The organism is Mesoterricola sediminis (assembly GCF_030295425.1).
Taxonomy (GTDB): Bacteria; Acidobacteriota; Holophagae; order Holophagales; family Holophagaceae; genus Mesoterricola; species Mesoterricola sediminis.
Genome location: NZ_AP027081.1, coordinates 3,491,640 through 3,513,342 on the forward strand (window position 1 = coordinate 3,491,640; position 21,703 = coordinate 3,513,342).

The 21,703-nt window shown below is 73.3% G+C and carries 19 protein-coding genes; 11 read left to right on the forward strand and 8 right to left on the reverse strand.

The features are described 5' to 3' along the window. The first annotated feature begins 2 nt into the window (after positions 1-2). From R2J75_RS15240 to R2J75_RS15250, 3 genes are all read left to right on the forward strand, one after another. Positions 3-1,595, forward strand: coding sequence for a glycoside hydrolase 5 family protein (locus R2J75_RS15240; RefSeq protein WP_316410519.1), 1,593 nt, complete (start codon positions 3-5; stop codon positions 1,593-1,595). Next, complete coding sequence (locus R2J75_RS15245; protein WP_316410520.1) at positions 1,592-3,160, forward strand: glycoside hydrolase family 30 protein; 1,569 nt, start codon at positions 1,592-1,594, stop codon at positions 3,158-3,160. The genes R2J75_RS15240 and R2J75_RS15245 overlap by 4 nt, the downstream gene beginning before the upstream one ends. A gap of 79 nt (positions 3,161-3,239) precedes the next feature. Further along, positions 3,240-4,289: a DUF2891 domain-containing protein gene (locus tag R2J75_RS15250; RefSeq protein WP_243333814.1), complete on the forward strand. Its 1,050-nt coding sequence runs from the start codon at positions 3,240-3,242 to the stop codon at positions 4,287-4,289. A 907-nt stretch (positions 4,290-5,196) separates the two neighbouring features. On the opposite strand, the gene tadA is transcribed toward R2J75_RS15250, so the two are convergent. From tadA to R2J75_RS15265, 3 genes are read right to left on the reverse strand one after another with little or no spacing between them, the layout of a single operon-like run. Beyond that, the gene (gene tadA / locus R2J75_RS15255; RefSeq protein WP_243333850.1) at positions 5,197-5,649 is read right to left on the reverse strand and encodes a tRNA adenosine(34) deaminase TadA; all 453 of its coding nucleotides are present in this window, start codon (positions 5,647-5,649) and stop codon (positions 5,197-5,199) included. Between the two features lie 17 nt (positions 5,650-5,666). Continuing rightward, entirely contained in the window at positions 5,667-7,826 is a 2,160-nt protein-coding gene (locus R2J75_RS15260; protein WP_316410521.1) for a hypothetical protein, read from the reverse strand. A 6-nt stretch (positions 7,827-7,832) separates the two neighbouring features. After that, positions 7,833-8,897: an NAD(P)/FAD-dependent oxidoreductase gene (locus tag R2J75_RS15265; protein ID WP_243333815.1), complete on the reverse strand. Its 1,065-nt coding sequence runs from the start codon at positions 8,895-8,897 to the stop codon at positions 7,833-7,835. 104 nt (positions 8,898-9,001) lie between these two features. On the opposite strand from R2J75_RS15265, the gene R2J75_RS15270 reads away from it, so the two are divergent. The 4 genes from R2J75_RS15270 to R2J75_RS15285 are packed head-to-tail and all read left to right on the forward strand — an operon-like array spanning position 9,002 to position 11,862. Next, positions 9,002-9,205, forward strand: coding sequence for a CopZ family metallochaperone (locus R2J75_RS15270; protein WP_243333816.1), 204 nt, complete (start codon positions 9,002-9,004; stop codon positions 9,203-9,205). Positions 9,206-9,212: 7 nt separating this feature from the next. Further along, the gene (locus R2J75_RS15275) at positions 9,213-9,509 is read left to right on the forward strand and encodes a metal-sensitive transcriptional regulator (RefSeq protein ID WP_243333817.1); all 297 of its coding nucleotides are present in this window, start codon (positions 9,213-9,215) and stop codon (positions 9,507-9,509) included. Positions 9,510-9,517: 8 nt separating this feature from the next. Next, positions 9,518-11,587, forward strand: coding sequence for a heavy metal translocating P-type ATPase (locus R2J75_RS15280; RefSeq protein ID WP_243333819.1), 2,070 nt, complete (start codon positions 9,518-9,520; stop codon positions 11,585-11,587). Positions 11,588-11,616: 29 nt separating this feature from the next. Continuing rightward, complete coding sequence (locus tag R2J75_RS15285; RefSeq protein ID WP_243333821.1) at positions 11,617-11,862, forward strand: hypothetical protein; 246 nt, start codon at positions 11,617-11,619, stop codon at positions 11,860-11,862. Positions 11,863-11,930: 68 nt separating this feature from the next. Here the strand turns inward: R2J75_RS15285 and R2J75_RS15290 are convergent, their stop codons facing one another. Further along, positions 11,931-13,994 carry a sensor histidine kinase gene (locus R2J75_RS15290; RefSeq protein WP_243345854.1) on the reverse strand — a complete coding sequence of 688 codons (2,064 nt, stop codon included), beginning with the start codon at positions 13,992-13,994 and terminating at the stop codon, positions 11,931-11,933. Positions 13,995-14,032: 38 nt separating this feature from the next. Between R2J75_RS15290 and R2J75_RS15295 the strand changes: the two genes are divergently transcribed. Continuing rightward, entirely contained in the window at positions 14,033-15,232 is a 1,200-nt protein-coding gene (locus tag R2J75_RS15295) for a DNA methyltransferase (protein ID WP_316410522.1), read from the forward strand. Between the two features lie 22 nt (positions 15,233-15,254). Here the strand turns inward: R2J75_RS15295 and R2J75_RS15300 are convergent, their stop codons facing one another. The 3 genes from R2J75_RS15300 to rpmB form a co-directional block, all read right to left on the reverse strand. Next, entirely contained in the window at positions 15,255-15,659 is a 405-nt protein-coding gene (locus tag R2J75_RS15300; protein ID WP_243333825.1) for a GNAT family N-acetyltransferase, read from the reverse strand. Next, entirely contained in the window at positions 15,656-16,351 is a 696-nt protein-coding gene (tsaB, locus tag R2J75_RS15305; protein WP_316410523.1) for a tRNA (adenosine(37)-N6)-threonylcarbamoyltransferase complex dimerization subunit type 1 TsaB, read from the reverse strand. The genes R2J75_RS15300 and tsaB overlap by 4 nt, the downstream gene beginning before the upstream one ends. Positions 16,352-16,414: 63 nt before the next feature. Continuing rightward, positions 16,415-16,606, reverse strand: a complete 192-nt coding sequence (gene rpmB, locus R2J75_RS15310; RefSeq protein ID WP_243333829.1) for a 50S ribosomal protein L28 — start codon at positions 16,604-16,606, stop codon at positions 16,415-16,417. A 137-nt stretch (positions 16,607-16,743) separates the two neighbouring features. Between rpmB and R2J75_RS15315 the strand changes: the two genes are divergently transcribed. Genes R2J75_RS15315 through R2J75_RS15325 form a run of 3 tightly spaced genes read left to right on the forward strand, consistent with a single transcriptional unit; the run spans position 16,744 to position 20,472 of the window. Beyond that, entirely contained in the window at positions 16,744-17,586 is an 843-nt protein-coding gene (locus R2J75_RS15315; RefSeq protein ID WP_316410524.1) for a DNA-processing protein DprA, read from the forward strand. 31 nt (positions 17,587-17,617) lie between these two features. Continuing rightward, positions 17,618-20,035, forward strand: coding sequence for a type I DNA topoisomerase (topA, locus tag R2J75_RS15320; protein WP_243333832.1), 2,418 nt, complete (start codon positions 17,618-17,620; stop codon positions 20,033-20,035). A gap of 41 nt (positions 20,036-20,076) precedes the next feature. Beyond that, complete coding sequence (locus tag R2J75_RS15325; protein ID WP_243333835.1) at positions 20,077-20,472, forward strand: bacteriohemerythrin; 396 nt, start codon at positions 20,077-20,079, stop codon at positions 20,470-20,472. A 92-nt stretch (positions 20,473-20,564) separates the two neighbouring features. Here R2J75_RS15325 and R2J75_RS15330 read toward each other — a convergent pair whose 3' ends face one another. Further along, on the reverse strand, positions 20,565-21,563 hold the full coding sequence (locus R2J75_RS15330; RefSeq protein WP_243333837.1) for a manganese-dependent inorganic pyrophosphatase: 999 nt from the start codon (positions 21,561-21,563) through the stop codon (positions 20,565-20,567). Between the last annotated feature and the right edge of the window lie 140 nt (positions 21,564-21,703).

The following is a 21,703-nucleotide window of genomic DNA, read 5'->3' on the forward strand; positions in this document are numbered from 1 at the left end:
ACATGAAGCGCTTCGTCCTTGGCCTGGCCCTGGCGGGTCAGTGCCTGGCCGGCGGCCTGGAAACCCGGGACGGCCGCTATCTCCTCGACGGCCATCCCTTCCTCCTGAACGCCCTGGGCTACGAGACCGGGGCCCGCCCGGGGGAGGCCCCCTACCAGAGCGCGGCCCGCGACCTGGGCCAGGTGGCGACGGACTTGGCGGTCATCAGGGCCGCGGGCTTCAACGGGATCCGGACCTGGTCCCAGCTGAGCGAGCCGGAGCTGAAGCTCGTCCAGGCCTCGGGGCTGAAGGCGGTCTACGGCATCTGGCTCAAGCCCGACGAGGACTTCGCCGACCCGGCCGTGGTGGCCCGGGACCTGGACCTGGTGCGGCGCACCGTGGCCTGGACGCGGAAGTACGACTGCGTCGTCACCTACCTGGTCATGAACGAGCCCATGCCCGAGCACATCCGCAAGGTGGGCGCCCAGGCCACGAAGGACCTCTGGATGAAGGTCCAGGCCCTCATCCACGAACTGCACCCGGGGGTGCCCGTCACCATCTCCGGCAATTCGGCCATCACGGAGTGGGTGGACATGGGGATCTTCGACGTGCGGGCCCGGAACGCCTACGACTACCATGACAGCGCCAACTTCACCCACGGCTTCGCGGAGGCCCAGCGGATGCTGGCGGGCGCCGACGGCAAGCCCGCCCTGCTCACGGAGTTCGGCCGGTCCGTCTCGGGCCGGGGCCAGGGCCTCTACGGGGGCAACACGCTGCGCCAGCAGGCCGATTCGGTGCTCCAGTCCTATCGGGACTTCCTGGACGCGGGCGGGGCCGGGCTCTGCCCCTTCTACTACGCCGACGGCTGGTGGAAGGCGGGCAACCCCGCCGTGCACGACGACGAGGCCGAGGAGTGGTTCGGCTTCCTCGGGTTCGCCGACCTCAAGGACACCGTGGGCCGGCCGCGGCCCGTGTGGCACGCCCTGGCCCAGTACAACCAGGCCCTCGTGGCCTCGCCCCGGAACCACGCCTTCTACCTGAACGCGGTGCCCCTGGAGGCCCACTGCCTGCCCGGGGTCCGCAAGGTCCGGGTCCTCCACCGGGACCGGGTGCTCCTGGAGACGGCCCCCGACGCCCGGGGCCTGGCCCGGGGCGAGCTGCGCTTCCCCGGCGAGGGCCTCGCGGACCGGGAGCTGGTGGTGGAGGCCCTGGACGCCGCGGGCCGGGTGCTCAAGTGGGAATCCCTGGTCGTCCTCACCGGTCCCGAGCCGGTGGTGTGGCCTTCCCTGGAGCTCCGCACCGGCGTGGTGGACCTGACGGGCGCCGCCGAGGTGCCGGTGGAGGTCCGCCTGGGGGCGACGGGCCCCTTCAAGGTGGAGGGGGACCTGCGCTACGCCTTCTCCGCCCACAAGGGCTGGGAGCCCGGGGAGACCCGGAGCCGGCCGCTGGCGCCCGGCGGAACCCTCAAGGACACCTTCCGGGTCCCGGCGGACTGCCCCGTGGGGGCCGTCTACGCGGGCGTCGACGTGCGCTACGGCAAGTTCGTGAAGACCCTCACGGCCCGGCGCTTCCTCTACCCCGGCACCTGGGCGGACCCGCTGCGGGTGAAGGAATGAGGGCCCGGGCGGCGGTGTTCGGGCTCGCGGCCCTGGCCCTGGCGGGCCAGGCCCCCTTCGTCCAGACCACGGCCGCCGGCGACCGCCTCCGGCCCCTGCCGGCGCCCCGGTTCCGCCGCGGCGCCCCGCCCCCGGGACCCGCCGTCGCCGTCCGCCTCGGGGAGCCCCGCCAGACGGTGGAGGGTTTCGGCGGCGCCCTGACCGAGGCCTCGGCCTGGGTCCTGGCCCAGCTCCCTCCCGCGCGGCGCCAGGAGGTGCTGGACCTGTGCTTCGGGCCCGGCGGGGCGGGTTTCACCCTGGCCCGGGTGCCCGTGGGGGCCTGCGATTTCAGCGTGGAGGGGCGCTGGTCGTACGACGACCACCCGGGGGACGAGGCCCTCGCGCACTTCTCCATCGAGCCCGACCGGCGCGGTTTCAAGGACGCCCGGGATCCGGCCTACGCCCTCCTGCCCCTGGTGAAGGACGCCCTGGCCCGGGAGCCCGGGCTGCGCCTCGTGGCGAGCCCGTGGACGGCCCCGGCCTGGATGAAGGACAACGGGGCCTGGTACGGGGAGGGCCGCGGCGGCGCCCTGCTGCCCCGGCACTACGACACCTTCGCGCGCTACATGGTGCGCTACCTCCAGGCCTACCGGGACGAGGGCGTCCCCATCTGGGCCGTGACCCCGGAGAACGAGCCCGGCGGCAACGGCGGCCAGTGGGAGAGCATGGAGTTCACGCCGGAGGCCCTCTCGGACTACATCGGCCTCCATCTGGGCCCCCGCCTGAAGGCGGCGGGCTTCGGTGGCGTCAGGATCATCCAGTACGACCACAACCGGGACGCCGCCGCGGTGCGGTTCACGGAGGCCGCCCTGAAGGGGCCCGCGGCGCCCTATGTGTGGGGCACCGGGGTGCACTGGTACGAGCGGACCCGGGACGCGGGCGCGGACGTCCTGGACCGGCTCCGGGCCCTCGCGCCCCAGTGGACGCTGCTCCACACCGAGGGCTGCGTCGACGCCCTCGCCGACGAGGTCAACGCGCCCGGGGGGAGGTTCCTGGGCTGGCGGAACGACGCCTGGTGGTGGACCGCCGGGGCCGCGGACTGGGGCCACCGCTGGGCCCCCGAGGCGGACCGGGCCGACCATCCCCTCTACGCCCCGGCCCTGCGCTACGCCCGGGACATGCTGACCGGGCTGAACCACGGCCTCGCCGGCTGGATCGACTGGAACATCGTCCTGGACCGCCGGGGCGGCCCCAACCACGTGGGCAACGTCTGCGGCGCGCCCGTGATGGTGGACACGGCGGCGGGGGAGGTCTACGTCACGCCCCTCCACCCGGTGCTGGCCCACCTGAGCCGCTACTTCCGCCCCGGCGACCGCGTGCTCGCGGTGGACGCGGGGGGCGGGCTCCTCGCCGCCGCGGCCCGGGACGGCGCCCACCTGAAGGTGGTGATCCACAACCCCGGGGATGCGCCGGTGGCCTACGCCCTGCGGGCCGGCCGGGCCTGGGCGAGGGTGGCCATCCCGGGACGGGCGATCCAGTCCGTGCGGGTCCCGCTGCGGGGCCTGGATGGCCCGCGGAAGCGGTGAGCCCGGCCCTGGACGGCCGGGGTCCCAGGTAGAATGGACCCCATCGTCTGGTGAAGGGAGGCAGGTCATGGTGGGCAGGATGGCACTGGTCGCGGTGCTGGCCGCGGGGGCGCTGGGGGCGCAGGGCGTCTCGCGGGAGACCGCGTCGCGGTTCGCGGGGCACGTGCTCGTGTCGGTGGACCGGGAGTACCCCAACAAGCTGGACCACACGATGGCGGGCCCCCAGGACGTGCGCGGGCCCAAGGACCTGCATCCGGCCTTCTACGGCTGCTTCGACTGGCATTCCTCCGTCCATGGCCACTGGATGCTGGCCCGCGTCCTGCGGACCCACCCCGCCCTGCCCGAGGCCGCGGGGATCCGCCGGGTCTTCGACGCCCACTTCGCCCCCGCCGCGGTGAAGGCCGAGGTGGACTACTTCCGGAGCCCGGGACACCGGGGCTTCGAGCGCACCTACGGCTGGGCCTGGCTCCTCAAGCTCCAGGCGGAGCTGCGCACCTGGGACAGCCCGGAGGGCCGGCGCTGGGCCGACCAGCTCCAGCCCCTGGCGGACGCGGTGGCCGCGGAGCTGCGCGCCTTCCTGCCCAAGCTCACCTACCCCAACCGCACCGGGGTACACCCCAACACGGCCTTCACCCTCTCCCTGGCCCTGGACTACGCCAAGGCCGCCCAGGACGGCCCCCTGCAGGCGCTGCTGACGGAGCGGGCCCGCGCCTACTACGGCCGGGACCGGCAGGGACCCCTGGCCTGGGAGCCCGGCGGCGAGGACTTCATCTCCCCCTGCCTGGAGGAGGCGGCGCTCATGGGCAAGGTCCTGCCGCCCGCCGAGTTCCGGCCCTGGCTGGAGGGCTTCCTGCCCGGGCTTCTCAAGGGAGCGGTGCCCCGGCCGGCCCACGTGTCGGACCGCACCGATCCCCGGATCGTGCACCTGGACGGCCTCAACCTGAGCCGGGCCCGGTGCCTGCGGGAGATCGCGGCCGGCCTTCCCCCCCGCGACGCCCGGCGCAAGGCCCTGCTGGTCTCCGCCCAGGCCCACGAGGAGGCCGCCCTGCCCCACGTCCTCAACGGCAACTACGAGGGCGACCACTGGCTGGCCACCTTCGCGGTGCGGATGATGGAGGCCCCGCGCTAGCGCAGGTAGATCGAATCACCGGAACCGCGTTGTTCCGATCCTTCGTGCTGGCGAGGGTGAGTAAAAAACCCGTACGCCGAGAGCGCCGGGACGCGGAGTCACGCGGAGTCAGCTTCGCGGTTCAGCGCGCCGACCCACACCACCCAGGCCCTGGCCCTCAAGCGCCTCCTGACCCAGCTGGGCTCGTGTCGGTAGATCGAATCACCGGAACCGCGTTGTTCCGATCCTTCGTGCTGGTGAGGGTGAGTAAAAAACCCGTACGCCGAGAGCGCCGGGACGCGGAGTCACGCGGAGTCAGCTTCGCGACCCACCGCGCCGACCCATACCACCCAGGCCCTGGCCCGCTGGCGCTGGCCGCGATGCTGCGCATCGCTCGGCTGGGGGCTCCGGGCCTTCCGCATGCACGCCTGTGGGTGCCCTGCGCCCCCAGCCTTGGACGGGCCTGGGCTCAGCCGCCAGATCTGCTTGAGGAACTTCAGCCATTCCGGGTGCCGGTGCAAGGACGCGTGCACGGTCCGCCTGATCCTGGGTGGCCTTTCGCCGCCGGACGGTGTTGCAATCCACCTGGAGCTGGTCGGCGGTGGGCCGATCCCCGGTCCCGTCCGCGAGCAGCAGCAGGATCCGGCATCTTGGGCCGAAACTCCAACCCAGGCCCGCCCAAGGCTGGGGGCGCAGGGCACCCGCAGGCGTGCCTGCGGAAGGCCCGGAGCCCCCAGCCGAGCGATGCGCAGCATCGCGGCCCGCGCCAGCGGGCCAGGGCCTGGGTGGTGTGGGTCGGCGCGCTGAACCGCGAAGCCGACTCCGCGTGACTCGACATCTCAGCGCACTCGGTGTACGGGATTTTTACTCACCCTCACCAGCACGAAGGATCGGAACAACGCGGTTCCGGTGATTCGATCCGCCTGCCCTAGCGCCTGCGGCGGAAGAAGGCCTGGAGCTGCTCCCGGCATTCCTCCGCCAGGAGGCCGCCTTCGAAGGCGATGCGGTGGTTCAGGTTGGCGCCGGCGAGGGTGTCCAGCATGCCGCTGACGCCCACCTTGGGATCCGCCGCCCCGAAGACCACCCGGGCCACGCGCGCGTGGGTGAGGGCGCCGAAGCACATGAGGCAGGGCTCGAGGGTGACGTAGAGGGTGGCGCCGGTCATGCGGTAGTTGCGGAGCCAGGCGCCGGCGCTGCGCAGGGCCATGATCTCGGCGTGGGCGGAGGGGTCGTGGGAGGTGACGGGGCAGTTGTGGCCCCGGGCGACGAGCTTGCCGTCCGCGACGAGGGCGGCCCCGATGGGGACCTCGTCGAGGCGGTCGGCCTTTTCCGCCTCCTCCAGGGCCAGCTTCATGAAGTAGATGTCATCGCCCGACCACATGCAGCCGCTCCCGGCTCCTATCTTGCCATCATCGCGGCGAAGGTCCGCTCCAGGTCCACCTGCTCCGCGTGGAGGCCCAGGGCCCGCAGGGCCTCCCGCAGGGGCTGGTAGACGGCGGTGTCCTCCTCGGCGCGCCGCTCCAGGATCCAGCGACGCTCCCAGGGGCGCAGGTCCCTGGCGGGGCGCTGGTCGAGGCGGTCCCACGCGGCCTGGAACCAGGCGCGCATCTGGGGGAAGGCCCCCTGCCGGCGCAGCTCGGCGGCCACGCGCCGCAGCACCGGATAGGGCAGCGCCGCGCGCCAGTCGGCGCCCGGGGACCAGTGCGGCAGGTCCTCGGCCAAGGCGAGGAGGGAGGGGCACCCGGGATGGAACCGGGACCAGGCGATCCAGGCCTTCCAGAGCCCGGCGTCCCGGGGCCAGGTGCGGAGGCGCTCCTCCAGCCGGGGCAGGACGGCCTGGGCGGCGGCGCCCCACAGGTCCGGGTCCGGCTTCCAGGGGGCGTCGGGCCCGAAGGGGAGTTCGAGAAGGGCCTCGGCGGCGTCCCCGGCCAGCTCCGGCTCCAGGCCCCGCTCGGGCATGCGCGCCAGGAGCAGGCGGAACCGGGCCCGGCGCGCGCCCTCGTGGCCGGGTTCGGCGGAGAGGAGGCGCCGCAGGCGCTCCAGGAGGGGGGTGCCGTGGGCCGCCAGTTCCGCGGCGAGGGCCTGGGGCGCGGGCAGGGCGTCCCCGGAGGCCAGCAGCTCCTCCCCGCGCAGGAGGGCCCAGCGGGGCCGCGCGTCCCAGCCGTGGCGGGCCCGGGCCTCCGCGTGGGCCCGGGGGCCCGGGATCTCCCAGCGGAGTTCGGAGGGGGACCAGGCCGCGAGTTCGGGGGCCTCCCGCAGCGCGGTCCAGCGCAGGAGCCAGGGCGGCAGGCCCAGGAGGGCCAGGCGCAGCGGGGGCGGCTGCTCCGGCATGGGCGGGCGCCGGTGCCGGACCTCGTCCCGCGCGAAGAGGAGGCGGCGCCAGGCCCCGGGGTCGGCGGTGGTGTCCAGGTGGCCCCGGGCCAGGAAGGCGGTGCGCACGGCGTGGGAGCCGCCCCAGGCCGAGGCCTCGTCCATGGCGGCCCGGGCCTGGTCCCAGGCGCCCTGGCTGGCCGAGTTCACAGCCTGGTTGGCCAGGAGGGCCGACCGCAGGTCGCAGTAGGCCTCCCAGCCCTTCGGGGCGAGGGGCTCGGGGGGGCCGGCCGGGGTCAGATCCTCCAGGAGGCGGGCCACGGCCGTGAAATCCCGCCTGCGGCGGTACGGCTCGAGGAGCGAGGTCAGGTCCTCGGCCCGGGGCCACACGCTCCCCGGCGGCGCCGTGAAGCGCCCCGACAGGGTTTCGGGCAGCCGCCCGGCCCCCTCCAGGCAGGTCATCCAGAGGCGGAGCAGGCCTCCGTTCCGGGGGTCCGCGGCCACCCGGGGCTCCAGGTCCTCCGCCACCTGGGCGAAGAGGTCCCGCCAGCCCGAGGATTGGCCCAGCTGGATGGACCCCAGCCGGGCGACGATGGCGGACGCCTCCAGGTGCCAGCCCGGGGCCCGGGTCAGGCGGCGGAAGGCGTCCTCGGCCTCCCGGTAGAGCTCCCCGGCCAGGGCGTCGGCCCCGGAGCCGGCGAGGGCGATGCGGTCGTCGGCGGGGGCCGGCCCCGGCACGGGGTGCCAGAGGGGCACCTGGATCCGCCCCTGGGCGTCCAGGGCCGCCAGGCGGGCCCGCAGGAGGTTCATGGCCAGGGCCAGGTCCTCCAGCAGGGCGTCTCCCTGGCCGGGGTGCTCGTGGAGGAAGGCCTCCCGCTCCTCCCACCGGGCCCGGGCGCCCCGGGCGTGGAGGGCCGCCAGGAGGCGCTCCCCGGTGGGGATCCCCCGCCCCTTCCCGGCCACGTCCCCGGCGGGGCCGAGCAGGGCCCAGTCGGCCCCCAGGGCCCCCTTCAGGTCCTGGGCCTGGGCCGGGTTGAGGACCTCCAGCCCCCAGCCCCCGCCCACGGCCAGGCGCTGGTAGGCCTCGTCCTTCACCAGGTCCCGGGTGGCGACCAGGTTCGGGCGGACGCAGAGGGTCCAGCGGGGCTCGCCCCGCGTGGCCCGGCCCCGGGCCTGGAGGAAGTCGTCCCAGGGTCCGGCCAGGGCCTGGACCGTTGAGAAAGCGAGGAAGATCAGCGCGCGGTTCACATGAACCTAGTGCGCCAGGAACCGTCCAGGCTCCAGGGCTCCGGTGGAGGCGCCTTCCAGGAGGGCCCGCGCGGCGAGCTCGCCCACGGCCAGGCCCGACGTCATGCCGTGCCCGCCCAGGCCGGCGACCCAGAACAGGCGCGGGTTCACGGGGTCGGGGCCCAGCACGAAGCGCCGGTCCGGGGCGAAGGTGCGGATGCCGCACCAGAGGCGGTCCACCGAGGCCTCGCCAAAGGCGGGGGCCAGGTCCCGGAGGGAGGCGGACAGGCTTTCCAGCATCGACGGGTCCACCGGGGGCTGGACGCCCCGGCCGGGGGGCACCACGGGCTGCTCCTCGCAGGCGCAGAAGAGGACGCCCCCCGATTCGGGCCGCAGGTAGAGGGGCCGGTCGGCCCACCACACATAGGGCCGGTCGGCGGCGTAGGGGGTGCGGCTCCACACCAGGTGGCGCCGCAGGGGCTGGAAGGCCAGGTCCAGGCCCCCCGCCCAGCGGCCGACTTCGCCCGCCCAGCCGCCCGCGGCGTTCACGATCCGGCCCACCCGCAGGGGGCCGCCGTCCAGGTCCACGGTGAACCCGTCGGCCTCCGGCTGGAGGGCGCGCACCTGGCACCCGAAGCGCAGGCGGGCGCCCCCCGCCCGGGCCCCCTCGGCGCAGGCGCGCAGGAGGGCGTCCACGTCGATGGCCCCGTCGCCGGGGATGTGCAGGGCCTCCGCGGCCCGCAGATCCGGGAAGGGGGAGCCGGGGGTGAGACGAACGTCCAACCCGAAGGCCGCGGCCTCCCGGGCCAGGGCCCCGGCCCCGCCGGGCTCGGCGCCCAGGAGGTAGCCCCCTGTGACCGTCATGAGGCCGGCCTCGGCCAGCCGGTCCCGGCCCCGCACGGTCAGGGCGGTGTGCTCCGCCCGGCCGGTAAGCTGGCGGGCGATGCCCGCGTTGTGGCCGCTGGCGTAGAAGCCCGGAAGGTCCTCCCGCTCCGCCAGGACCACGTCCCCCCTGCCCGCGCGCGCGAGGTGGAAGGCGGTGGACAGGCCTGCGATGCCGCCGCCGATGATAAGGATCTCCGCGCGTTCCATGGATATAGGCTCTCCGGCTCCATTGTGGCATCTTGACGGGGATCCCGGGCGGACCTAAGCTGGACCAACCCCACCCCAGGGGGGGAGGGGTAAGGAGATCCACCATGATCCAACTGACCATCCAAGGCATGACCTGCGGCCATTGCGTGATGAGCGTCAAGCAGGCGCTCGCGGCCGTCCCCGGCGTGGACGGCCCCGTCGACGTCGACCTGCGCTCCGGTGCCGCCAAGGTGCCCGGCAGCCCCGATCCCCAGGCCCTCGTCGCCGCCGTGGCCGACGAGGGATTCACCGCCACCCTGGCGCAGTGAGGCTCCCATGGAAGGCGGCTGCTGCGGGCACGGACTCAGGCTGGACGGGCCGGTGCGCGACGACGCGCGCCGCCGCCTCCTCTCGGTGAAGGGGCACGTGGAGGGCATCCTCCGCATGCTCGAGGACGACACGGTCTACTGCGTGGACGTCCTCAAGCAGCTCAAGGCGGTGGACGGCGCCCTGGGCAAGGTGGGGAACCTGGTCCTCCAGAGCCACCTGCGCCACCACGTCGTGACGGCCCACGAGCGCGGCGACGAGGACCGCATCGTGGCCGAGCTGATGGAAATCCTCAAGTACCGCTAGGAGGGACCGTGGACCGCACGTTCAAGGTCGAAGGCATGACCTGCGCCAGCTGCCTGCGCAGGGTGGAGAAGGCGCTGGCCTCCGTGGACGGCGTCGCCGAGGTCAAGGTGAACCTGGCCACGGAGGAGGCCCGCGTGGTCTTCCGGGACCGGCCCGCGGACGACGCGGCCCTGGCCAGGGCCCTGGAGGCGCGGGGCTACCGCATGGCCGCGGAGGACGCCCCCGCCGACACGTCCGCGGAACGGGAGGCCCTGGTCCGCGTCGCCGCGGCCTGGGCCTGCACCCTGCCGCTGATGGCCGGCATGTTCCACCTCTTCCACCTGCCCTGGCAGGTCCAGGCCGCCCTGGCCGCGGGCTCCGCCTTCGGGGCGGGCTCCGGGTTCTTCCGCCGCGCCGCCGCCCAGGCCCTGCGGCTGGAGACGAGCATGGACACCCTCATCGCCCTGGGGGCGTCCGTGACCTGGCTCTTCGCCATCCGGGAGGCCCTGCAGGGCTCCCCCCACGCGCCCTTCGAGAGCGCGGCCGCCCTCGCGGCCTTCCTCCTCACGGGCAAGTACCTGGAGGCCAAGGCCCGCCACCGGGCCACGGGGAGCCTGGAGGCCCTGGTGCGCCTCGCGCCCGTCCTGGCCGTGCGCATCGGCCCCGGCGGGGACGAGGAGGTGCCCACCCGCTTCGTCCAGCCCGGGGACCGCCTCCGGGTGCGCCCCGGCACCGCCTGCCCCGTGGACGGCACCGTCCTCGCGGGCCGGGCCGAGGTGGAGGAGGCCCTCCTCACCGGCGAGCCCCTGCCCGTGCCCAAGGGCCCGGGGGACGGGGTCATCGCGGGGGCCATGGTCCACGGCGGCGCCCTGGAGATCGAGGCCGCCAGCACCGGCCAGGACACCTGGCTCTCGCGCCTGGCCCGCCAGGTGGCCCAGGCCCAGGGGTCCCGGGCTCCGGCCCAGGACCTGGCGGACCGGGTCTCGGCGGTCTTCGTGCCGGCGGTGCTGGCCCTCTCCCTCCTGACCCTGGCCGCCTGGTGGTGGCACACGGGTCACCTGGCCGAAGCCTGGCGCCCGGCCGTCACCCTCCTCGTCATCGCCTGCCCCTGCGCCCTGGGCCTGGCCACGCCGGTGGCCTCGGCCGCGGCCCTGGGCACCGCCGCCCGGAACGGCCTCCTGGTGCGGGACGCCTCGGCCATGGAGGCCCTGGCCCGGGCCACGGACCTGGTCCTCGACAAGACCGGCACCCTCACCCAGGGGCGGCCCACCCTGGCCGACGTGGCGGGGGATCCGGACACGCTGCGCCTGGCCGCCGCCCTGGAGCGCCCCTCCGAACATCCGGTCGCCCGGGGCGTGCGCGAGGCCGCCGAGGGCCTCCCGGTGCCGGAGGTGGAGGACTTCCGCGCCCTTCCGGGCCTGGGGGTGGAGGGCCGGGTGGAAGGCCGCTGGCTCCGCCTCGGCAGCCCCGCCTTTCTGGGGGTGCCCTTCCCCGCCGCGCCGGCCGGCGTCCGCATCGGCCTGGCGGAAGGGGATCGCCTGCTCGGCACCCTGACCCTCACCGACGCCCTGCGGGAGGACGCCGCCGAGGCCGTGGCCGACCTGCGGCGCCAGGGCCTGCGCCTGCACCTGTTCAGTGGCGACCGGGCGGAGGCCGCCCAGGCCCTGGGGGCCTCCCTGGGCATCCCGGACGCCCGGGGCGGCTGCGCTCCGGCGGACAAGGCCGCTGGCGTCCAGGCGCTCCAGGCCCAGGGGGCCGTCGTGGCCTTCGTGGGCGACGGGGTGAACGACGCCCCGGCCCTGGCCCAGGCGGACGCTGGCATCAGCCTGCCGGGCCTGGAGGCGGCCCAGGCCGCCGCCCCCCTGAACCTCCTGCGGGAGGGCCTCGTCCCCCTGCTCCAGGCCCGCCGGCTGGCCCTGCGCACCCGCGCCGTCATCCGCCAGAACCTGGGGTGGGCCTTCGGCTACAACCTGGTCCTCGTTCCTCTGGCTGCTTTCAACTTGCTCGATCGTCTGGGTGGCCCGATGCTGGCCGGCGCGGCGATGGGCCTCAGTTCCCTGACCGTCGTCCTCAACGCCTTGCGGCTCCGCAGGGTCTGAAGGATGATGATCGCTTCAAAGGAGTTCCCATGTTGACCCTCGTCCTCACCGCCGCCCTCTCCATCGCCCCTCAGGCCGGACAGGTGAAGCCTGCCACCAATACGATCTGCCCCGTGCTCGGCGGCAAGGTCGACCCCAAGAAGAGCCCCAAGGTCGTGGTCCGCGGCCAGGAGTATTACATCTGCTGCAAGGGCTGCGACAAGGAGCTGGCGGCCAACCCCGACAAGTTCCTCGAGAAGGACGGCACCCCCAAGAACGCCAAGAAGGCCAAGTAGCCTCCCGTTCCCGTCCCCGCCCGGTGCCAGGCCCGCGCCTCCGCACCGGGCGGCGCGCGTACGGGGACCTACCCCCGGAGGGGCAGCCTCAGGGTGAAGCGGCTGCCCGGAGCCAGGGGCGCGTAGCGGGCCTCGCCGTGGTGGTCCTCGGCGATGCGGCGCACGATGGCCAGGCCCAGGCCCGTGCCCCGCTGCTTGGTGGAGAAGTAGGGCTCGAAGAGGTGGTGCCGGTTCTCCTCCGGGACGCCCGGACCGTCGTCCTCGATGTCCAGGCGGGCCACGCCGGCCTCCGCCCGGAGGGAGACGCGGATGCGGCCCTGGCCTTCCATGGCGCTGATGGCGTTGTCCACCATGTTGATGAGGGCGCGCTTCACCATGTCGCCGTCCCAGTGGACGGGGAGGTGGTCAGGCAGGTCCAGGTCGAAGGCCACGCCGGGGTGGGTGGGCTCGTACAGGCGCAGGGCGTGGCGGACCAGCTCGGTCGCGTCCAGGTCCGCGGGGTGGGGCGCGGGCAGCTTGGCGAACTGGGTGAAGCTGTCCACCAGGCGCGTCAGGCTGGCCACCTCGGCCAGGATGGTGGCGGCGGCGTCGCTCACCGTGTCCGGATCCAGGCGCCCGTCCCGGCTGCGCCGCTGGAGACGCTGGGCCGTGAGCTTGATGGGCGTGAGGGGGTTCTTCACCTCGTGGGCCATGCGCCGGGCCACCTCCTGCCACGCGGCCCGCTTCTCGGCGTGGGCCAGGAGGGAGAGGTCCTCGAGCACGGCCAGCACCCCGCCGCCGGTCAGGGGGATGATGATGGCCCGGACGGGCCGTCCGTCCCCCCCGCCCCCGATGCGGATCTCCTCCACGTGGGCGCGGTTGGCCCCCCGGACCTCGGCCACCAGTTCCGGCAGGCGCCCGAGGCTCGGCAGGCGGCTGAAGGCGGCCCACGTGCGGTCCAGGGAGGACTCGCCGGTGACGCCCAGCCAGCCCCGGGCCACGGAATTGAAGGTGCGGAGCTCCAGGTCGGCCTGCCAGCTCAGGAGCCCCACGGGGAGGGCCTCCACCAGCTGGTCCAGGTAGGCCCGGTGGCCCTCGATGCGCTCGGCCTGGGCCTCGATGGCGCTGCGCGACTGGCGCAGGTCCCGGGTCATGGCGTTGAAGGTCCGCGACAGGAAGGCCAGCTCGTCCTCGCCCTGCTCGGGCAGGGAGACCTCCAGGTCCCCCATGCCCACGCGCTGGGCGGCGCGGGCCAGGCCCCGGACGGGCTCGGAGATGGTGCGGGCGATGGCGAGGCCCGTCCACACGGCCACGAAGAGGGTCAGGACGGTCAGGAACAGGAGGGTGCTCTGGGGCAGGCTCTCCAGGCTCTCGCGGCCCGCGTGGATCTGGAAGGACTCGCGGTAGCGCTTGTCCAGGCGGGTCATGCCCTCCAGGGTCTCCCGGGTCACGAAGATCCCCGCCACGATGCGGTCGCCCTCGCCCCGGACGGGGCCCACCCCCAGCTGCCATTCTCCGCCGGTCCCGTGGACCACGTGGGAGCCCTCGCCCAGGCCCTGCAGGGCCGGCGTCTGGCGTCCCGGCGCGAGGGCCGCGCCCGCGGGCGCGCCCTGGCGGAGCCGCGCCAGCAGGTCGAAGCCCAGGGCCTCGCGCTCCGCCTCCAGGTCCGCCACCCGGGCGGGGTCGAGGCGGGCCGCGGCGGCCTTCAGGCGGAGCCGGACCTGCTCCCGGAAGGCCTCGTTCACGTGGCGCCCGTCCTGGATCACCTCCATGGTCTCGGGCATGAACCAGCGGTCCACGTTCTTGCGGATGAAGTTGCGCCCCAGCGCGAAGAGCAGCATCGTGGGCGCGATACCCACCGCGAGGAAGGCCAGCACGAGGCGCGTCCGGATGCGGGCCCCGAGGATGCCGGAGCGGCGCTCGAAGTAGAGCTTGGCGATGCTCCGGATGACGATGAACAGGAGGGTCCCGATGGCCAGCACGTTGGTGAGGCCCAGGGCCATGAGGCTCCACTTGCTGGGCGCGTCCAGCCCCATCTCCACCTGCCGGGAGAGGACCCGGTAGCCCATGAAGATCGCCCAGATGAGAACCGACAGCCCCACCGCGGCATAGAGCCGGGTGAGTTCGGGGTGGCGCTTGGGCTTGGGGGCCATGCATCCAGGCTACCCTGGAAGCCGCACGGAGGGGGATCTTGGGAACGACGTCGGACATCAGGGACCTGCTGCGGGAGTGCCCGGAGGAGGTGAAGCTGGGGGTGCCCCACCACGGGGGCTCCTTCTGGACGCCCCGCCAGCGCCAGGCGGCGCCCCTCCACGAGGTGAGCTACCGCGCCTGCTTCAAGCCCCAGCTGCCGCGCTTCTTCATCGAGGGCCTGACCCGGCCCGGGGACCTCGTCTACGACCCCTTCAGCGGGCGGGGCACCACGGCCCTAGAGGCGGCCCTGCTGGGCCGGCGCGCCGCCGCCAACGATGTGAACCCCCTCGCCCGCATCCTCCTGGCCCCCCGGCTGGCGCCGCCGGCCTCCGAGGCCGTGGCCGCGCGCCTGGCCCAGATCCCCCTGGCCAACGACGAGGCGGCGACCTGGGGCATGTTCTTCCACCCGGACACCGAGCGGGAGATCCGGGCCTACCGGGCCTGGTTCGCCGCCCGGGAGGCCGAGGGGACCTTCGACGGCGTGGACGCCTGGATCCGCATGGTGGCCACCAACCGCCTCACCGGCCACAGCGCCGGCTTCTTCTCCGTGTACACCCTGCCCCCCAACCAGGCGGTGCGCCCCGACAAGCAGGAGGCCATCAACCGCCGCCTGGGCCAGGTGCCCCCCTACCGGGACACCCGGGCCCTCATCCTCCGCAAGACCGCCAGCCTCCTCAAGGGCCTCGGGGAGGCGGAGCGGAGCCGGCTCGCGGCCGCCCAGCCCCGGCTCCTGACCGGCCCCGCCGACGCCACCCCGGAGCTGGCGGACGGTTCCGTGGCCCTCACCGTCACCTCCCCCCCCTTCCTGGACGTGGTCCAGTACGCGGACGACAACTGGCTGCGCTGCTGGTTCTGCGGCCTGGACGCCGAGGCCCTGGGCCGGGCCATCACCCAGGCCCGCACGGTGGCCGCCTGGTCCGAGGCCATGGGGCGGGTCTTCCGGGAGCTGGCCCGGGTGACGGCCCCCGGCGGCCACGTGGCCTTCGAGGTGGGGGAGGTGCGCAAGGGCACCGTGCAGTTGGAGGAGGCCGTGCTGCCCCTGGGCGCGGCCGCGGGGCTGGAACCGGTGGCCGTCCTGCTGAACCGCCAGACCTTCACCAAGACCGCCAACATCTGGGGCATCGCCAACAACGCGCGGGGCACCAACACCAACCGCATCGTCCTCTTCCGCAAGGGGGACCCGCGTCCCTGCGATTGAACGCCTGGATCAGGAACGCGGCCTACAGCGTCCGGACGTAGAGGACCGCGTCCTCGCCGTCCCGGTAGTAGGCGCGGCGCAGGCCGCACTCCCGCCAGCCCTCGGCGGCGTAGAGGCGCCGGGCGGCGTCGTTGCCGAGGCGCACCTCCAGGTGGGCGGTGGCCACCCCCAGGCGGGCGATGGCCGCCTGGCTGTGGGCCAGGATCCGGCGCCCCGCCCCGGTCCGGCGGTGGGCCGGGTCCACGGCGATGCGGATCAGCTCGGCCTCGCCGGCGGCCTCCACCACCTGCCAGCGGGCGAAGCCCACGCCGGGCTCGGCCCAGAGGTGCTCCAGGTCGTCCAGGTCCCCCCAGGCGTCCCCGAAGCAGGCCGTTTCGAGGGCCTCCGCCCAGGCCGGAACCTGGGAACCGGGGGCCAGGTGGATCACCGGGCGATGCCCCGGCGCAGGGCCTCGGGCAGATGGGCGGAGGCCTCGGGGAAGTTCACTTCCGCGTCCGTCTCCCGCAGGTAGAAGGGGACCAGGGGCGCTTCGGAGGGCCGGCCCGGCAGGTCGTGGCACAGGGCGGCGAGGCCGGCCAGGGTCGCGCCCGCCTCGTCCGCGAGGGCCAGGGGGGCCTGGGGCAGATGGGCCGCGGCCTTCTCCCGGAACCCGGCGGGGGTCCACCAGGCGGCGCCGCCCACCTTGGCGGCGATCTCGGCCAGGGGCACCTTGAGGGCCGGGGTGCGGGGCGCCTCGTCCCAGAGCTGGACGAAGGTCTCCTGGCGCTGGCCGTCCAGCAGGATCCACACGGGCCCCTTCAGGCCGGCGCTGCGGAGGGCGCGGCTGCGGAGCTCGAAGGCGGAGAAGCCCCAGGTGGGCAGGCCCGTCAGGGCGAGCCCCTCGGCCGTGGCGACGCCGATGCGGAGCGACGTGAAGCCCCCGGGGCCCACGCAGGCCACCACGCCGGTGAGGTCGGCGGGGGCGGCCCCCGCGGACACCAGCAGTTCCTCCACCGCGGGGAGGAGGGTGCCGCTGTGGCTGCGGCCGACGCCCACCTCCACGGCCCGGGTCCAGTCCCGGCCCGCCCCGGCCAGGGCCAGGTGGAGGCGCTCCGTGGTGGTGTCGATGCCGAGGATCAAGGGTCCATCCGGAAACAAAACGGCCCCCAGTCGCAGGGGGCCGTGTGGAAAGTCGGGCGGGGCCTAGACGTTCTTCACGACCCGGCCGGCCTGGATGCAGGAGGCGCACACGCGCAGCCGCTTGGGAACGCCGGCCACGAGGGCGCGCACGTTCTGGATGTTGGGGTTCCAGCGCCGGTTGGTGATGTTGTGGGCATGGGAGACGTTGTGCCCGAACTGGGGCTTCTTACCACAAATTTCGCACTGACGGGACATGGGAACCTCACGGACACAAGTAGGGCAAGACCAGGAAGGGACAGTCTACCAAACCCAGCGGCGATGGCAAGCCCGAATATCGCGTCCCTTGCGCGCGCGACGGAAGGCCCCAACGTGGGTCCGCCTTGGAGGCTTCCGTGGATCTCGCCGTTTGGGCCCTCGCCTTCACCCTTTTGCCCTGGCCCGAACGCCGGAAGGCCGCGGCCTGGGAACGCCTGCAAGGCGGGCTGGAGCCCGAGGACCCGGACCTGCGGGAGGCGGAGGGGGCGGGGCGGCTCCGGCCCGCCCTGGAGGCGGAGGCCGCGGCCCGGGGGGCCCGCCTGGCCCTGCCGGGCCAGGCGGACGCGGACCGGCTCCTGGCCCTCCTGCCCTACCCCCTGGCCCTCTGGGTGCGGGGCAGTCTGCCCCCCGCCGGCGCGGCCGTGGCGATGGTGGGGAGCCGACGGGCCACCGCCGCCGGCCGGGACCGGGCCCGGCGCTGGGCCCGCGCGCTCACCGAGGCCGGGGTGGGCGTGGTGTCGGGCCTCGCCCGGGGCATCGACGGGGCCGCCCACCTGGGGGCCCTGGAGGCCGGCCCCACGTGGGGCATCCTGGGCTCGGGCCTGGACCACCCCTACCCGCCCGAGCACGCCGGCCTCATGGACCGCATCGCCGCCTCCGGGGGCGGGGTCATCACCCCCTTCCCCCCGGCGGCCCCGCCCCGGGCCTGGCACTTCCCGAGGCGGAACGTGCTCCTGGCCGCCTGGACCCAGGGGGTGCTGGTGGTGGAGGGCCGGTACGCCTCCGGCTCCCTGGTGACCGCTCGCCTGGCTTTGGACCTCGGCCGGGACCTCTGGGTGTGCCCCGGCGCACCCGAAAACCCCGCCTATGAAGGACCAAATCGCCTCCTCCGGGAGGGGGCCGCCCGCCCCTGCCTGGGACCCGGCGATATAATTGAGGATTTATCGTTTGACGTGAATTTCTTGACAAATCACCCATGATGGGTTCCAAACTCGAACCTTGGAGACTCCCTTGACCAGACTCGTCATCGTCGAAAGCCCCTCCAAGGCGAAAACCATCACCAAATACCTGGGGAAGGGCTACACGGTCAAAGCCAGCGTGGGCCACATCCGGGATCTGCCCAAGAAGCTCGGGGTGGATATCGAGCATGGTTTCCAGGAGGAATACGAAATACCGGCCAGCAAAGCGAAGGTCGTCACCGAGCTGAAGGCCGCCGCCAAGAACGCCAATGAAATCTTTCTCGCGACCGACCCTGACCGGGAGGGGGAGGCCATCAGCTGGCACCTCCTGGAGGCCATCAAGCCGGCCAAGGGGACCCCGGTCCACCGGGTGCTCTTCAACGAGATCACCCCGTCGGGCATCCAGAAGGCCATGGCGGCCCCCACCCAGATCAACAAGAAGCTGGTGGACGCCCAGCGCGCCCGGCGGGTCCTGGACCGGCTGGTGGGCTACAAGGTCAGCCAGGTGCTGTGGGACAAGGTGCGCCGGGGCCTGAGCGCCGGACGGGTCCAGAGCGTCGCCGTCCGCCTCATCGTCGACCGGGAGCGGGAGATCCAGGCCTTCCAGCCCATCGAATACTGGGTGCTGAAGGGCCGCTTCTCGGCCAAGGTCCCCCCCGCCTTCTGGATGAAGCTCACCCGCCTGGACGGCGCCCAGGTCCAGCTCGGCAACAAGGAGACCAAGGTCCGCATCGGGGACGCCCAGCGGGCCCACGCCCTGCGCGACCTGGTGAAGGCCGCCGCCTGGAAGGTCACCTCCCTGGAAACCAAGGAGAAGAAGCGGAACCCCGCGGCCCCCTTCACCACGGCCAAGCTCCAGCAGGAGGCCGCCCAGAAGCTGCGCATGAGCGTCACCCGGACCATGCAGAACGCCCAGCGCCTCTACGAGGGCGTGGACTTCGGCGAGGGCCCCGTGGGCCTCATCACCTACATGAGGACGGACTCGCCCCGCCTGGCCCCCGAGGCCGTGACGGCGGTGCGGGACTACATCCTCCAGAAGTACGGCAAGGACCACCTGCCGGCCAAGGCCCGGATCTACAAGGGCAAGGCCGGGGCCCAGGACGCCCACGAGGCCATCCGGCCCACGGACATCACCCGCACCCCCGAGAGCCTGAAGAACCGGCTGGAGCCCGACCAGTACCGCCTCTACGCCCTCATCTGGCGCCGCACCGTCGCCAGCCAGATGGAAGCCGCGGTCTTCGACGAGACCGTCGTCGAGGCCGAGACCCGCCTGGGCAACGGCGAGCTGGCCGCCTTCGAGGCCAAGGGCGAGATCGAGCGCTTCCCCGGTTGGCTTGTCCTCTACCGCGCCGAGGAGACGGAGAAGCCCGTCGCCGACGACGAGGAGGAGGAATCCTCCGTCGGCCTGCCACCCCTCAAGGTGGGCATGCCCCTGAAGCTGGACGAGCTGGACTGCGATCAGCAGGCCACCAAGCCGCCCGCGCGGTTCTCGGAAGCCACCCTCGTCAAGGAGCTGGAAGAGGACGGCATCGGCCGCCCCTCCACCTACGCCAGCATCATCGCCACGATCCAGGACCGGGACTACGTGAAGAAGCAGGAGGGCCGCTTCAAGCCCACCGAGCTCGGATGCGTGGTCACCGACCTGCTGGTCCAGGGCTTCGAGGAGCTGATGGACCCGTCGTACACCAGCGGCCTGGAATCCCAGCTGGACCGCGTGGAGGAGGGCGATCTCACCTTCCTGAAGGCGATGAAGGACTTTTACGGCCCCTTCGAGAAGCTGCTGGCCAAGGCCGGCAAGCACATGGCCAACCTGAAGGCGGGCATCCCCGCCGGCGCCCCCTGCAAGAAGTGCGGGGCCCCCCTCCTCAAGCGCATCGGCAAGAACGGCCTCTTCCTCGGCTGCTCCAAGTACCCCGAGTGCGACTACACGGAGGAGCTGGAGAAGCTGGAGGAGCCCGAGGACGCCCCGGAGTGCCCGCTGTGCGGCGCCACCCCCATGACCCTGCGCAAGGGCCAGTTCGGGCCGTTTTGGGCCTGCCCCAACTACCCCGGCTGCAAGGGCATCCGCAAGGCCGACCCCAAGGGCATCCCCGTGCCCCCCGACCAGCCCCTGGACGAGAAGTGCCCCACCTGCGGCAAGCACTTCGTGAAGCGCCACGGCCGGTACGGCGAGTTCGTCTGCTGCGTGGACTACCCCAAGTGCAAGACGGTGAAGAAGGAGATCCTCGGGGTCCCCTGCCCCAAGTGCGGCGGCGACCTGAGCCCCCGCAAGACCCGCTTCGGCAAGGTGTTCTACGGCTGCACCAACTACCCCAAGTGCGACTTCACCGCCTGGGACAAGCCGGTGCCCCGTTCCTGCCCCAAGTGCAAGAACCCCTACGTCACCGAAAAGACCCGCAAGCCGAGGGGCAAGGACCCCATCACCGTCCTGCTCTGCCCCGCCTGCCACCACGAGGAGCCCCTCGGCTGAGGGTTTTCCGCTAGACTGGACCGATCCCGGGGGATGCCTGCATGGAATTCGTGGAATGGACTGAGAAATTCACGGTCGGCAACCCCCTGATCGATGCCTACCACCACATCTTCTTCCAGATGGTGGAGGAGTTCCGCCGGGCCATGGACGAGGAGGTCCCGCCCCCCATGGGCGACCGCATCGAGTTCCTGGTGGACTACACGCTCATGCACTTCGACAGCGAGGAGCGCTGGATGGCCAAGGTCGGCTACCCCGACCTGGAGGCCCACAAGCAGGTCCACCAGGCCTTCCGGGACCGCATCGAGGCCCTGCGCAAGTCCTACAAGGAGGACCCCGGCTCCGTGGGCGCCGAGCAGCTCCTGCACACGGTCCAGGACTGGTTCGCCCAGCACATCCTGGGCACCGACATGGAATTCAAGGCCTACGCCCACAAGTAGCGGGTCCGGGCGCACGCGCCATCCCCGGCGGGGGCGGCGCGCGTGCCGGGCGCCGTCACCACCGGGGATGGGCCTTGCGGGGAGGCGCGTTCCTACTTGAACGCCTTCTCCAGGTTGGGGATGACCTGCTTCTTGCGGCTCATGACGCCGGGGAGCCACAGGGCGCCGTCCTTGGCGGTGGCCCCGAGGGCGCGCTCCAGGAGGGCGGGGTCGTCCGAGGCGAAGACCAGGTCCGTGGCCTCCTTCATGATGTCGGTCTGCATGAGCAGGACGCTGTGGTAGCCGTCGGCCTTGAAGGCCGCCACGGCCTTCACCAGGTCCTTGCGGAGGGGCTTCAGGATGGCCAGGTCGACCACCTCGAGCTGGGCCACGGCCACCTTCCTGCCGCCCATGGTGAAGGTCTTGAGGTCGCGGCGGAGCAGGTCATTGGCGGGCACGCCGGCGACCTGGGACTTCACCTCGAAGAGCTTCAGGCCGAGGGCCCCCATGTCCTTCACGCCCGCGAGCCTGGCCAGCCGCGCCGCCGTCGCCCGGTCCTCGGGCGTGCACGTGGCCGACTTGAAGATCACGGTGTCGGAGAGGATGGCGCAGAGCATGCCGCCAGCGAGGGGCTTGGGGATGGGCACCTTGGCCGCCGCGTACATGCGGGCGATGAGGGTGCTGGTGGAGCCGACGGGGCCCATCACCACCTCCAGGGGCTTGTCGGTGGCCAGGCCGCCCAACTTGTGGTGATCCACGATGCCCACCAATTCGGCCTTGGCCAGGTCCTCGGGGGCCTGCGGGCCGTCCGCGTGGTCCACCAGGATGACCTTGCGGCCGGCCACGTGGGTCTCCACGGCCGGGGCCGTGAGCTTGAAGGTGTCGAGGACGTACCGGGTCTCGGGGTTGACCGGACCCTGGGCGACGGCGGTGGCCGGGACCCCGAGGGCGCCCTTGAGGTGCGCCACGGCGAGGGCCGCCACGATGCTGTCCGTGTCGGGGTTCTTGTGGCCCACCACGAGGATTTCGGCGGGCGCCTTGGCCGGTTCGGCGCCAAGGATCAGACCGGGCAGCAGGGCCGCGGCCAGGAGCAGGGAGAAGAGCGGTTTCATCAGGACTCCATGGAAAGGGATGGGGACCCTCAGCAACGGGCAGGCCAAACCCTAACCCCTGTCTTCTCAACGCCCGACCTCCCCGCCCCGGGGCGGACCATGCGGATTCCCGCACGCCCCATGCGGGCGTCCGCATGGCT

Bases quoted from the DNA above. Each gene is read 5' to 3' on its own strand.
- R2J75_RS15270 (WP_243333816.1), top strand. From the start codon at position 9,002: ATGATCCAACTGACCATCCAAGGCATGACCTGCGGCCATTGCGTGATG.
- R2J75_RS15265 (WP_243333815.1), bottom strand. From the start codon at position 8,897: ATGGAACGCGCGGAGATCCTTATCATCGGCGGCGGCATCGCAGGCCTG.
- R2J75_RS15285 (WP_243333821.1), top strand. From the start codon at position 11,617: ATGTTGACCCTCGTCCTCACCGCCGCCCTCTCCATCGCCCCTCAGGCC.
- R2J75_RS15290 (WP_243345854.1), bottom strand. From the start codon at position 13,994: ATGGCCCCCAAGCCCAAGCGCCACCCCGAACTCACCCGGCTCTATGCC.
- R2J75_RS15330 (WP_243333837.1), bottom strand. From the start codon at position 21,563: ATGAAACCGCTCTTCTCCCTGCTCCTGGCCGCGGCCCTGCTGCCCGGT.
- R2J75_RS15275 (WP_243333817.1), top strand. From the start codon at position 9,213: ATGGAAGGCGGCTGCTGCGGGCACGGACTCAGGCTGGACGGGCCGGTG.
- rpmB (WP_243333829.1), bottom strand. From the start codon at position 16,606: ATGTCCCGTCAGTGCGAAATTTGTGGTAAGAAGCCCCAGTTCGGGCAC.
- R2J75_RS15250 (WP_243333814.1), top strand. From the start codon at position 3,240: ATGGCACTGGTCGCGGTGCTGGCCGCGGGGGCGCTGGGGGCGCAGGGC.
- tadA (WP_243333850.1), bottom strand. From the start codon at position 5,649: ATGTGGTCGGGCGATGACATCTACTTCATGAAGCTGGCCCTGGAGGAG.
- R2J75_RS15325 (WP_243333835.1), top strand. From the start codon at position 20,077: ATGGAATTCGTGGAATGGACTGAGAAATTCACGGTCGGCAACCCCCTG.
- R2J75_RS15245 (WP_316410520.1), top strand. From the start codon at position 1,592: ATGAGGGCCCGGGCGGCGGTGTTCGGGCTCGCGGCCCTGGCCCTGGCG.
- R2J75_RS15240 (WP_316410519.1), top strand. From the start codon at position 3: ATGAAGCGCTTCGTCCTTGGCCTGGCCCTGGCGGGTCAGTGCCTGGCC.